This window comes from Pseudomonas sp. Ost2 (assembly GCF_018326065.1).
GTDB classification, from domain to species: Bacteria; Pseudomonadota; Gammaproteobacteria; order Pseudomonadales; family Pseudomonadaceae; genus Aquipseudomonas; species Aquipseudomonas gingeri.
Map to the genome: position 1 here is coordinate 5,881,812 of NZ_AP021904.1, position 12,630 is coordinate 5,894,441.

The following is a 12,630-nucleotide window of genomic DNA, read 5'->3' on the forward strand; positions in this document are numbered from 1 at the left end:
ACCTCATGTTCAATCGAAGTACCTTAGCCCTCGGGGGCGCCGCCTTGTGCGGCGCCCTGCTGCTCGGCGGCTGCGCCAACCCGATGTCACAGCGCAGCGAGCACGAGGAACGCGTCGAACGCAAATTGCTCGAGCACAGCCTGCAGATCGATGTCGGCGACCCCAGGATCCTCGAACTGCCGCAACGCCGTGTGCGGATCAACGAGCAGAAGACCTTCGAGGTCACCGAGTTCGACGTCACCCGTCGCTATGATCGCTACACGCCTTACCAGCCCTGGCGCAAAGTCTATGAAATACCGCTGGGCGCCGTGGCACTGGTGGGTGGCATCGGCGCCAATGTGGTGAACGTGTTCGCCCTCGGCTCCCTGCCCGCCAGCGTGACCCGTGACTGGATCAGCTATGGCATCGACGGGCTCAACCCGTTCATGAACGTGGAGTCACACGGGCGCGCGCAGCAGAACCTGGCCGGCATCGAGGAAGTCCAGCGCGACAAGCGCATGGAGTATTCGAGCTTGCCGTGGGCCGAACGACCGGTGGAGGTGGTGGCGGGTCGGCAGACCTACGAGCTGACTACCGATCGCCATGGTGTGCTGCGCCTGAACCTGCTGGACAGCCCGTTTGCCGAGCAGGACCTGAATCACATCGGCAGCCTGACGATTCGCGTCGAGGATGCCCAGGATGAAGTCCACTCGGACTCGAGCCTGTCCATCAGCAGCAAGCTGCGGGGCAAGTTGCTGGAGGCGCACGCACTGATCTATGACGACCTGGAGGGCGACGATGTCGGCCAATGGGTCCATCGGGTCAAGCGCCTGTCCGAACTGGGCCTGGAAGAAGAAGCGAGCGAACTGGAACAGAGCCTGATCGAACTGACGCGCAACGATCCCGAGTTGCAGCGCGAGTTTCTCAAGTCGCTGACCCGGAACGCCGGACGCCTGGTGGCGGATCCCGGAGCCAGCTGAACAGCGGCCTGGCTTGCCAGCGACGATGCCCGTAAGAGCGCCAAAGGCCTCGCGGGCAAACCGCGCCAGCGGAACGCCTGCTCCAACAAGATTGCGTGGCCGGGTTACCGGTTGAACAGCTCCAGCTGCTCATGGCCGCCGCGCAGATCCTGCAAGCGCACGCCGATGCCCAACAGGCGTACCGGTTTCTCCCCACGGGCAAACGCCTGGCTGAGCAACTGACGATAACTCTCCAGATCCCGCGCTGCCCCGGCCTGCTCCAGGGTGGTCTGGGTGAAATCATGAAACTTCACCTTGACGAACGGCTTGCCCGGTCGATAGCTGCTGTCCAGGCGCGCCATGCGTCCGGCGAGGGTTTCCATCAGTTCCGGAAGCTTTTGCAGGCAACTTTCCAGATCGGGCAAATCAACGTCGTAGGTGTTCTCGACACTGACCGACTGCCGCCGACTGTCGTTCTGCACCAGCCGCTCATCGATCCCCCGCGCCAGCCCCCACAAGCGTTCGCCGAAACTGCCGAACTCACGCACCAGGGCCAGCTTGCTCCATTCGCGCAGTTGCAGGCAGTCGCCGATGCCCAGGCGCCCCAGCTTGTCCGCCGTGACCTTGCCGACGCCATGCAGCTTGCTCACTGGCAGGCCGGCGACAAAATCCTCCACCTGGTCGGGAGTGATCACAAACAGCCCGTTGGGTTTCTTCCAGTCACTGGCAATCTTCGCCAGGAACTTGTTCGGCGCAACGCCCGCCGAGACGGTGATATGCAACTGCCTGGACACCCGGCGCCGGATATCCTGGGCGATCCGCGTGGCGCTGCCGGCAAAGTGCGGGCTGTCGGACACATCGAGGTACGCCTCATCCAGCGACAGCGGCTCGATCAGGTCGGTGTAGTCCCGAAAGATCGCCTGGATTTCCTTCGACGCTTCCTTATAGGCATCCATGCGCGGCTTGACGATCACCAGGTCCGGGCACAGGTTCAACGCGTGCCGTGACGACATCGCCGAACGCACCCCGAAGGCCCGCGCTTCGTAATTGCAGGTGGCGATCACCCCGCGCCGGTCCGCCGATCCGCCCACCGCCAGCGGCTTGCTCGCCAGGCTCGGGTCGTCACGCATCTCGATGGCGGCGTAGAAGCAATCACAGTCGACGTGGATGATTTTGCGTTGCGTCATGGAAGACAGTGTTCATTCAAAAAGGCAGAAACGGTACGGGTCATCAGTATCTCACTGACACCTGTATATAGCACCAGTAGTTTGAATCTTCCTCCAGGGCCGTGGGAAATAACCGATATGAATTTAGTTTTTTCAATCGAAACATCCACCGCGATAGAGCTGAAAGCCTTGCCGGGCATGGCCCGCAGACACCCCGAGCCCCCCGACAGAAGGGCTAAGCGATTGAACAATAAAGAGGTTTTCCGAAATTAGGGTTTGACAGGCCGGCGTTTCTCTGTAGAATGCCGACACACAGACGCGGGATGGAGCAGTCTGGTAGCTCGTCGGGCTCATAACCCGAAGGTCGTCGGTTCAAATCCGGCTCCCGCAACCAAACATCAGAAAAGGCTACTCGAAAGAGTGGCCTTTTTTGTGTCCGCTTGTTTCTCCCCTCCTCCGCGTCCCTCTATCAGAAAAAAACCTTGGTTGTCTGACACTTATCCACTCCAAAGGGACGCACCGGAGTGTTTTTGCATTATTTTGACCATCTGGATCATTAACGGTTGACACCCCGGCGTTCGACTGTAGAATGCCGCCACACAGACGCGGGATGGAGCAGTCTGGTAGCTCGTCGGGCTCATAACCCGAAGGTCGTCGGTTCAAATCCGGCTCCCGCAACCAAATATCAGAAAAGGCTGCTCGAAAGAGTGGCCTTTTTTGTATCCGCCGAAAAAGTCGTTCAACACAGGGCGCCGATGCAGAACGAACCCTCGACGGAAACCGGAGTCAATGCCTGCACAGGCTATGCTGAATTCGCAACAAACTTCCTCTACAACAGCCCCGGGGCGTGGGTCGCCGCAAGACGGTGAGACGCGTTAATATTTGTAATTATTTTGTCCATAGGGATTGGTAACTTGGCTGGATACCCCCATCCTGTCGCGCACAATCCTAGAGGTGATTGATGCGCGCCAACTCGTCTGAACCACAAGACACCGTCACAGCGACACAGCCGATTGCAGCCGCCCGTTTGCGCTGGCTGGATCTGTTGAGCAAGTACCGTCAATCCGTTGGACTGGCCGTCACCCTGTTGTTGTTCGCCATTGCCTTGATCGCCTGTCGTCATCTGTTGATCGAACTCGACCTGGATGCGCTGCACGATTCGATTCTCAGCGTGCCCAAACCGGCCCTGGGGGGGCCATCGCGGCAACCGCCATCGGCTTTATCATCCTGTTGGGCTATGAGTGGTCCGCCAGCCGTTATGCCGACGTCCATCTGCCGGCCAAGACCCTGGCCCTGGGTGGTTTTACCGCTTTCGCCATCGGCAATGCCATCGGCCTGTCGCTGCTGTCCGGCGGCTCGGTACGCTATCGCCTCTATGCCCGCAACGGCCTGGGGGCCGCGGAAGTCGCGCGCATGACACTGTTCGCCAGCCTGTCGCTGGGTTGCGCCCTGCCACCGCTCGCGGCCCTGGCCACCCTGAGCAACCTGCCGGCCGCCGCCGAAGCCTTGCACCTGCCCGCCTACCTGCTGGGCGCGATTGCCGTGGCGATCCTCGCCCTGTTCGCCTTGCTGGCCGTCGGCATCTATCGTCGTCGCCTGCCGGAACAACCCATCCCGAACAACCTGCTGGTCAAGGTCGGTCGCCGTACCCTGCGCCTGCCCAGCGCGCGCCTGACCCTGCTGCAACTGGTCATCACCGCCCTGGATGTGGCCGCCGCCGCCACCGTGCTGTACCTGCTGCTGCCGGAAGCACCGCCGTTCGGCGCCTTCCTGCTGGTGTACCTGCTGGCCCTGGCCGCCGGCGTGCTCAGCCACGTACCCGGTGGCGTCGGGGTGTTCGAGGCGATCCTGCTGGCCGCCTTCGCCAATGAACTGGGCGCGGCCCCGCTGGCCGCCGCCCTGCTGCTGTACCGCCTGATCTATGTGCTGCTGCCGCTGCTGCTGGCTTGCCTGACACTGCTGAGCACCGAGGCCCAGCGCCTGATCGCCTCGCGCCAGAGCATGCGCGTGGCGTCCGGCCTGGCCGCGCCGATCCTCGCGGTGCTGGTGTTCCTTTCCGGCGTGGCCCTGCTGTTCTCCGGCGCCACCCCGGAAATCGATACCCGTCTGGAAGGTATCGACTTCCTCGTGCCGGATCGCCTGATCGACGCCTCGCACTTCGGTGCCAGCCTCGTGGGCGTGTTGTGCCTGCTGTTGGCCCAGGGCCTGCGTCGACGCCTCTCGGCGGCCTGGATGCTGACCATGATCCTGCTGCTGGTCGGCGCCCTGCTCTCGCTGCTCAAGGGCTTCGACTGGGAAGAAGCCAGCATGCTCACGGCCACGGCCTGCCTGCTGGGGATTTTCCGGCGCTCCTTCTACCGCCCGAGCCGCCTGACCGAGTTGCCGTTCTCGCCGCTGTACCTGGTGGCCAGCCTGTGCGTGCTGGGGGCATCGGTGTGGTTGCTGCTGTTCGCCTACCAGGACGTGCCTTACAGCCATGAACTCTGGTGGCAGTTCGCACTGGACGGCGATGCCCCACGCGGACTGCGTTCGCTGCTGGGCGCCGCGGTGCTGCTGGTGGTGGTTTCCCTGACCTGGCTGCTGCGTACCGAGCGCCCGGTGATCCACCAGCCCAATGCAGAGGAACTGCAACGCGCCCACAAGATCCTGATGGCCTCCGACCAGCCCGATGGCGGCCTGGCCCTGACCGGCGACAAGGCCTTCCTGTTCCATCCGAGCGATACCGCGTTCCTCATGTATGCCCGTCGCGGGCGCAGCCTGGTGGCGCTGTATGATCCGATCGGCCCGGCACGCCAGCGCGCCGAGCTGATCTGGCAGTTCCGCGACCTCTGCGATACCCATCATGCGCGCCCGGTGTTCTATCAGGTCCGTGCCGAGAACCTGCCGTACTACATGGACATCGGCCTGACCGCCATCAAGCTCGGCGAAGAAGCCCGGGTCGACCTGCAGCGCTTTGACCTTGAATCCAAGGGCAAGGAAATGAAGGACCTGCGCTACACCTGGAACCGTGGCAGCCGCGATGGCCTGTCCCTGGAGATCTACGAGCCGGGGCAAGCGCCCCTGGACGAGCTCAAGGTGATTTCCGATGCCTGGCTGACCGGCAAGAACGTCCGCGAGAAAGGCTTCTCCCTGGGGCGCTTCAGCCCGGACTACATCAACCATTTCCGCGTGGCGATCATTCATTTCGAAGGTCGCCCGGTGGCGTTCGCCAACCTGCTCGAGACCCACAGCCATGAACTGGCCAGCCTCGACCTGATGCGCTCGCACCCCGACGCACCGAAGCTGACCATGGAGTTCCTGATGGTCGGCCTGATCCAGCATTATAAAAATCATGGATATGCACGCTTCAGCCTCGGCATGGTGCCGCTTTCCGGCCTGCAACCCCGGCGCGGCGCTCCCCTGACCCAGCGTCTGGGCTCGATGGTGTTTCAGCGCGGTGAGCAGCTCTACAACTTCCAGGGCCTGCGCCGCTTCAAAGACAAGTTCCAGCCTGACTGGGAACCTCGTTACATGGCCGTGCCAGCCGGACTCGATCCGCTGGTTGCCCTGGCCGATACTGCCGCCCTGATCGCGGGCGGCTTGACTGGATTGGTGAAACGCTGATGATTCGACGCTCCTGGCGGGTTTTACTGGTAATAGTGTTAGTCCTGGCCGCGCTTGCGGGCGCCGGCTACTGGTTCTGGAACCGCCCTGCGCCGGAACCCGCTCTCGAACATCTGAGCCAGGCCGATGGCTCGACCCTGACCCGCCTGATCCCCGGTACCAGGCCCAAGGCCCAGGTCATCGTCGCCACCCTCGCCGAAGACGCCTTGAGCGACAAACAGCTGTCGGCCCTGAGCCGTGGTGGCGCGGCGCAGATCGTCCAGGTGATCCTGCCCAAGGATGATTGCAAGCTGCAGCAGCAGGCCCTGGACAACGCCCGGCAACAATTGGCCGGCCCGGCGACCCTGGTCAGCGGTATCGGCCCCGGCGCGTCCCTGGCCTGGAACTGGCTGGCCACGCAGACCGACGACAAGGCCCAGGCCATCTCGGTCGGCTTTGCCCTCGAACAACCGGGCTGCACCACGCCGGTGCCCAAGTCGGCGGCCCACGGCCACTGGCTGGTAGCCTGGAACGATGGCCCGGACGATCCGAGCGCGGCCTTCGTGCGCGACCAGGCCAACGCCGAGACCAGCATCAGCGACTACGATATCCACCTGCCCCAGGTGCTGAACAACGAACTGCGCAAGATGCTCGTGGGCAACGAGAACGGCGGCCTGGCGATCCCCGTGGTCGAAGTCCCGGCCGGCCAGACCACCGACACCGTGACCCTGTTCCTCTCCGGCGACGGCGGCTGGCGCGACCTGGACCGCGATGCCGCCGGCGAAATGGCCAAGATGGGCTATCCGGTCGTCGGCATCGACACGCTGCGCTACTACTGGCAGCACAAGAGTCCGGAACAGACCGCCGTCGACCTGACCGAACTGATGCAGCACTACCGTCAGAAGTGGGGCATCAAGCGTTTTATCCTGATTGGCTACAGCTTCGGCGCCGATGTGCTGCCGGCGATCTACAACAAGCTGCCGGAAGCCGAGCAGCAGCGTGTCGACGCGATCATCCTGCTGGCCTTTGCCCGCAGTGGCAGCTTCGAGATCCATGTCGATGGCTGGCTGGGCAAAGCCGGCATGGAACTGGATACCGGCCCCGACATGGCCCAGTTGCCACCCGCCAAGGTCCTGTGCATCTATGGCAAGGAAGAAGTCGACGAGAGCGGCTGCACCACCAAGACCGCCGTCGGCGAGGCCCTGGAGCTGCCCGGCGGCCACCACTTCGACGAGAACTACCCGGCGCTGGCCAAGCGCCTGATCGATGCGATCAACAAGCGCCAGACCAAGACCGAATAAGTCGAGGAGACAGCAACAAAAAAGCCCCCGCTGCCACAAGGCAACGGGGGCTTTTTTTGGGTCGGTGGATTACATCTCGACCTGGGTACCCAACTCGATCACCCGGTTCACCGGCAGCTTGAAGAACCGCAGGTTGCCGTTGGCGTTCTTGAGCATGAAGGCGAACAGCGACTCCCGCCAGCGCGCCATGCCGACGATCTTCGACGCGATCACGGTCTCACGGCTGAGGAAGTAGGTGGTACGCATCGGGCTGAAATCCAGCTCGTCGAGGTGGCACAGCTTCAGCGCCTCGGGCACGTCTGGCTCGTCGGTGAAACCGAAGTGCAGGATCACCCGGAAGAAACCCTCGCCATAGGAATCGACCTCGAACCGCCGCTGGGTCGGCACCCGCGGAATGTCCTCGTAGACCACCGTCAGCAGCACCACCTGCTCATGCAGCACCTGGTTGTGCAGCAGGTTGTGCAACAGGGCGTGGGGCACCGCATCCGCACGGGCAGTGAGGAACACCGCCGTGCCTTGCACGCGGTGCGGCGGCTGCACGCGGATACTGCCGATAAAGATCGGCAGCGGCAGGCCACCTTCGTCCAGGCGATCCACCAGCAGTTCCTTGCCGCGTTTCCAGGTGGTCATGAGGATGAACAGGACAATCCCCGCCAATACCGGGAAAGCACCGCCCTGGACGATCTTCGGCACGTTGGCGGCGAAGAACAGCCCGTCCACCAGCAGGAAACCGACCAGGATCGGCACGGTGAGAATCGGCGACCACTTCCACAGCAGCAACATCACCGCCGACACCAGGATGCTGGTGATCAGCATGGTCCCGGTCACCGCCACGCCATAGGCCGAGGCCAGGGCATTGGACGACTCGAAGCCGAGCACCAGCAGGATCACCCCGACCATCAGGGTCCAGTTCACCGCCCCGATATAGATCTGCCCCTGTTCGGCACTGGAGGTGTGCTGGATATACATGCGCGGGATGTAGCCGAGCTGGATCGCCTGGCGGGTCAGGGAGAAGGCCCCGGAAATCACCGCCTGCGAAGCGATCACGGTCGCCAGGGTCGACAGCCCCACCAGCGGAACCAGCGCCCAGGACGGCGCCAGCAGATAGAACGGGTTGCGTGCCGCTTCCGGGTTCTCCAGCAACAGCGCCCCCTGGCCGAAGTAGTTCAGCACCAGCGCCGGCAGCACCAGCGCGAACCAGGCACGGGCGATCGGCTTGCGACCGAAGTGGCCCATGTCGGCATACAGCGCCTCGGCACCGGTCAATGCCAGCACCACCGCACCGAGAATCGCCACGCCCATGCCGGGGTGGACGATAAAGAACCGCACGCCCCACATCGGGTTCAGGGCGCTGAGCACTTCCGGATGCTGGAGAATGCCGTGCACACCCAGGATCCCGAGCACCAGGAACCAGGCGACCATCACCGGTCCGAACAACTTGCCGATGCTTGCCGTACCGTGCTTCTGGATCAGGAACAACCCGACCAGCACCACCAGCGACAGCGGCACCACCCAGCGTTCCAGGCCGTCAAAGGCCAGTTCCAGCCCCTCCACCGCCGACAATACCGAGATGGCCGGGGTGATCATGCTGTCGCCATAGAACAGCGCCGCACCGATCAACCCGAGGATCACCAGCACCGCCCGCAACCGCGGATACGGCGATGCCGCCCGCCGCGCCAGGGCGGTCAGGGCCATGATCCCGCCCTCGCCCTGGTTGTCCGCCCGCAGGATGAACAACACGTACTTGATCGAAACCACCCAGATCAACGACCAGAAAATCAGTGCGAGGATCCCGAAGACGCCATCGTGGTTGACCTGAACCCCATACCCACCGGAGAACACCTCTTTGAGGGTGTACAACGGACTGGTGCCGATATCGCCGTACACCACCCCCACCGCTGCAACCAGCATACTCAGCGGCTTTGCCGTCGAGTGCCCGACTTGCGCCTGACTCACTGCCTGACCCATCAATTACTCCCCTACTACAACTTGGACCGGGCTTCTTCTAAGAAGCGCTACTCTTTTTAGATGCAGCTTTTAAGTACAGCTTTTTGGTGCAGCGTTTTATCAGTACAGCTGCTTCAGCGCAGCATGCGCTGATTTTCTTACAGTTGCCGACGATTAATCTTTTGCCGGCAATTTGAAACAAAAAATGACACCTGGGCGCAACGCGGCGAAGCATAGCGCAGCACTCGTCGCATTTCCCTCCATAAAGCTGGTCAAGTGCGTCGCCCATCGCTAGAATTGCGCACTTTTTGATCAGAGGCGCATCAAGCGCCCGTCCGTCGTCAGCGGTTTCAAGCAAACCGCCAAACGCAGCGATCCCCATACCGAGGTTAGACATGTCCACCCCTACCGCGCCGGCCAACCCCAAGGTCGGATTTGTAAGTCTTGGATGCCCGAAGGCCCTGGTCGACTCCGAGCGCATCCTCACGCAACTGCGCATGGAAGGCTATGACGTCGTCTCCACTTACCAGGACGCCGACGTCGTGGTGGTCAACACCTGCGGTTTCATCGACAGCGCCAAGGCCGAATCCCTGGAAGTGATCGGTGAAGCGATCAAGGAAAACGGCAAGGTCATCGTCACCGGTTGCATGGGTGTGGAAGAAGGCAATATCCGCAACGTGCATCCGAGCGTGCTGTCCGTGACCGGACCGCAGCAGTACGAGCAGGTGGTCAACGCGGTGCACGAAGTGGTGCCACCCCGCCAGGACCACAACCCGCTGATCGACCTGGTGCCGCCACAAGGCATCAAGCTGACCCCGCGTCACTACGCCTACCTGAAAATTTCCGAAGGCTGCAACCACAGCTGCAGCTTCTGCATCATCCCGTCGATGCGCGGCAAGCTGGTCAGCCGTCCGGTCGGCGACGTGCTCGACGAAGCCCAGCGCCTGGTCAAGTCCGGCGTCAAGGAGCTGCTGGTGATCTCCCAGGACACCAGCGCCTACGGCGTGGACGTCAAGTACCGCACCGGCTTCTGGAACGGTGCCCCGGTCAAGACCCGCATGACCGAACTCTGCGCAGCCCTCGCCACCCTGGGCGTATGGGTCCGCCTGCACTACGTCTACCCGTACCCGCACGTCGACGAACTGATCCCGCTGATGGCCGACGGCAAGATCCTGCCGTACCTGGACATCCCGTTCCAGCACGCCAGTCCGAAAGTCCTCAAGGCGATGAAACGCCCGGCCTTCGAAGACAAAACCCTGGCGCGGATCAAGAACTGGCGGGAAATCTGCCCCGAGCTGATCATCCGCTCGACCTTTATCGTCGGCTTCCCGGGCGAAACCGAAGAAGACTTCCAGTACCTGCTCGACTGGCTGACCGAAGCCCAGCTCGACCGCGTCGGCTGCTTCCAGTACTCGCCGGTCGAAGGTGCACCGGCCAATGACCTGGACCTGGAAGTGGTACCGGACGACGTCAAGCAGGACCGTTGGGAGCGCTTCATGGCGCACCAGCAGGCCATCAGCTCGGCGCGCCTGCAACTGCGCATCGGCAAGGAAATCGAAGTGCTGATCGACGAAGTCGACGAGAACGGCGCCGTCGGCCGCTGCTTCTTCGATGCCCCGGAAATCGATGGCAACGTCTTCATCGACGGTGCCGGCGATCTCAAGCCGGGCGACAAGGTCTGGTGCCGGGTCACCGATGCCGACGAGTACGATCTCTGGGCAGAAACCCTGTAAGCCGTAAAAAAATCGAAAAGCCCTGCTCTTTCCACGAGATGCGGGGCTTTTTTACGGCTATTGTTTGCCTCAATAACAAGGCCTGCGCCACACAAGGAACGGCGACATGCACCAGCACCCGGTCATCCATACCCCCAAACCCGGCGACTATCCCGAGCTGACCGCTGTCTGGGAAGCCTCCGTGCGCGCCACCCATGATTTCCTGCCCGACAGCTACATCGAACTGCTGAAGAACCTGGTGCTGACCCGCTACCTCGATGCCGTCATGCTGATCTGCACTCGCGACGCCCGCCAGCGGATTACCGGTTTTGCCGGCGTGGCGGCGGGCAAGGTCGAGATGCTGTTCATCGCCCCGCAGAACCGCGGCCAGGGCCTGGGCAAGCAGTTGCTGTGGTATGCGATCGAGCACCTGAATGCCAGCGAGCTGGACGTCAACGAACAGAACCCGCAGGCCATCGGCTTCTATTTCAAACAGGGCTTCGAGGTGATCGGCCGCTCGGAACAGGACGGCATGGGACAGCCCTATCCGCTGCTGCACCTGCGTCTGAAACGCTGAACCTTGTGGGAGCGGGCTTGCCCGCGAAGCTCTTGGCGACCTCAAGGATGCCATCGCCAGCAAGCCAGCTCCTCTAGGGAGTTGCCCCTAACCGCGTGCTGCGACAAATGTTGCCGGGCTTAACCGGCGCCAGGCGGGTACAATGGCTGCCCTCCTTTGCTACGGCCGCTGTCATGTCTGAACCCATTCGCCTTTCCAAACGCCTTATCGAGCTGGTCGGTTGCTCCCGTCGGGAGGCCGAGCTGTTTATCGAAGGCGGCTGGGTCACGGTCGACGGCGAAGTCATCGACGAGCCGCAGTTCAAGGTCGACACCCAGAAGGTCGAGTTGGACCCCGAAGCCAAGGCCACCGCGCCGGAGCCGGTGACCCTGTTGCTGAACCAGCCCGCCGGCATGAGCGCGGACAACGCCCTGCAATTGCTCGACGCCGCCAACCTGTCCGAGGAACACCGCTACGGCAAGCGCCCGCTCAAGGGGCATTTCCTGCGCCTGACCGCGGCCGCCGACCTGCAGGCCAACGCCAGCGGCCTGCTGGTGTTCACCCAGGACTGGAAGATCCTGCGCAAGCTGACCGCCGACGCCGCCAAGATCGAGCAGGAGTATGTGGTCGAGGTCGCCGGCGACATGGTCGCCCACGGCCTCAACCGGCTGAACCACGGTCTGACCTACAAGGGCAAGGAACTGCCGGCGGTCAAGGCCAGCTGGCAGAACGAGAACCGCCTGCGCTTCGCCCTGAAAAATCCGCAGCCGGGCGTGATCGCCCTGTTCTGCCAGGCCGTTGGCCTCAAGGTCGTGTCCATCCGCCGCATCCGTATCGGCGGCGTCTCCATCGGCAAGGTGCCGGTGGGCCAGTGGCGTTACCTGTCGGCCAAGGAAAAGTTCTAAACCCAATATTCCAACGCCGCGCCAGATGCGCGGCGCTTATCACCCAGGACTGCCCACATGATTCATAACGATGTACTGCGCAGCGTGCGCTACATGCTCGATATCAGCGATGCCAAGGTCGTCGAGATCATCAAGCTGACCGGCTTCGAAGTCGCCAAGGCGGATGTCGTCACCTACCTGAAAAAGGACGAGGAAGAGGGTTTTGTGCACTGCCCCGACGAGGTCATGGCGCACTTCCTCGACGGCCTGGTGATCTTCAAGCGGGGCAAGGATGACAGCCGTCCGCCACTGCCGGTGGAACTGCCGGTGACCAACAACATCATCCTGAAGAAACTGCGGGTCGCCTTCGAACTGAAGGAAGACGATATGCACGCCATCCTCAAGGCTGCCGAGTTCCCGGTGTCCAAGCCGGAGCTGAGCGCCCTGTTCCGCAAGTTCGGCCACACCAACTACCGCCCCTGCGGCGACCAGTTGCTGCGCAACTTCCTCAAGGGCCTGACCCTGCGCGTACGCGGCTGATCCC

At 62.6% G+C, this 12,630-nt stretch carries 9 protein-coding genes, 2 tRNA genes and 1 pseudogene; 9 read left to right on the plus strand and 3 right to left on the minus strand.

Going from position 1 to position 12,630, the window contains the following annotated elements; translation table 11 throughout:
• Positions 1-5 precede the first annotated feature (5 nt).
• Positions 6-959 (plus strand): hypothetical protein, encoded by a 954-nt coding sequence (locus KI243_RS25970; protein WP_177084436.1) that lies wholly within the window; start codon positions 6-8, stop codon positions 957-959.
• 104 nt (positions 960-1,063) lie between these two features.
• On the opposite strand, the gene dinB is transcribed toward KI243_RS25970, so the two are convergent.
• Positions 1,064-2,125 (minus strand): DNA polymerase IV, encoded by a 1,062-nt coding sequence (gene dinB, locus KI243_RS25975; protein ID WP_177117793.1) that lies wholly within the window; start codon positions 2,123-2,125, stop codon positions 1,064-1,066.
• 296 nt (positions 2,126-2,421) lie between these two features.
• Between dinB and KI243_RS25980 the strand changes: the two genes are divergently transcribed.
• The 4 genes and pseudogenes from KI243_RS25980 (at position 2,422) to KI243_RS25995 (ending at position 6,987) form a co-directional block, all read left to right on the plus strand.
• Positions 2,422-2,498: transfer RNA gene (locus tag KI243_RS25980), tRNA-Met, on the plus strand.
• 210 nt (positions 2,499-2,708) lie between these two features.
• Positions 2,709-2,785, plus strand: a tRNA-Met gene (locus KI243_RS25985).
• 280 nt (positions 2,786-3,065) lie between these two features.
• Positions 3,066-5,707: pseudogene (mprF, locus tag KI243_RS25990) on the plus strand (bifunctional lysylphosphatidylglycerol flippase/synthetase MprF).
• Positions 5,707-6,987 (plus strand): AcvB/VirJ family lysyl-phosphatidylglycerol hydrolase, encoded by a 1,281-nt coding sequence (locus tag KI243_RS25995; protein WP_042935316.1) that lies wholly within the window; start codon positions 5,707-5,709, stop codon positions 6,985-6,987. The pseudogene mprF and the gene KI243_RS25995 overlap by 1 nt, the downstream one beginning before the upstream one ends.
• Positions 6,988-7,056: 69 nt before the next feature.
• Here the strand turns inward: KI243_RS25995 and KI243_RS26000 are convergent, their stop codons facing one another.
• Both KI243_RS26000 and KI243_RS33010 read right to left on the minus strand, forming a co-directional pair.
• Positions 7,057-8,955 (minus strand): potassium transporter Kup, encoded by a 1,899-nt coding sequence (locus KI243_RS26000; protein ID WP_212810060.1) that lies wholly within the window; start codon positions 8,953-8,955, stop codon positions 7,057-7,059.
• 37 nt (positions 8,956-8,992) lie between these two features.
• Positions 8,993-9,331, minus strand: coding sequence for a hypothetical protein (locus tag KI243_RS33010; RefSeq protein ID WP_244861778.1), 339 nt, complete (start codon positions 9,329-9,331; stop codon positions 8,993-8,995).
• Here KI243_RS33010 and rimO point away from each other — a divergent pair.
• From rimO to KI243_RS26025, 4 genes are all read left to right on the plus strand, one after another.
• A complete protein-coding gene (gene rimO, locus KI243_RS26010; RefSeq protein WP_017126259.1) occupies positions 9,330-10,667 on the plus strand; it encodes a 30S ribosomal protein S12 methylthiotransferase RimO in 1,338 nt (445 codons plus the stop codon). The genes KI243_RS33010 and rimO overlap by 2 nt on opposite strands.
• A gap of 106 nt (positions 10,668-10,773) precedes the next feature.
• Positions 10,774-11,223 (plus strand): GNAT family N-acetyltransferase, encoded by a 450-nt coding sequence (locus KI243_RS26015; protein ID WP_017126260.1) that lies wholly within the window; start codon positions 10,774-10,776, stop codon positions 11,221-11,223.
• 173 nt (positions 11,224-11,396) lie between these two features.
• Positions 11,397-12,107, plus strand: a complete 711-nt coding sequence (locus KI243_RS26020; protein ID WP_177084423.1) for an rRNA pseudouridine synthase — start codon at positions 11,397-11,399, stop codon at positions 12,105-12,107.
• A 57-nt stretch (positions 12,108-12,164) separates the two neighbouring features.
• Positions 12,165-12,626, plus strand: coding sequence for a DUF1456 family protein (locus KI243_RS26025; RefSeq protein ID WP_017126262.1), 462 nt, complete (start codon positions 12,165-12,167; stop codon positions 12,624-12,626).
• The last annotated feature ends 4 nt before the right edge of the window (positions 12,627-12,630 follow it).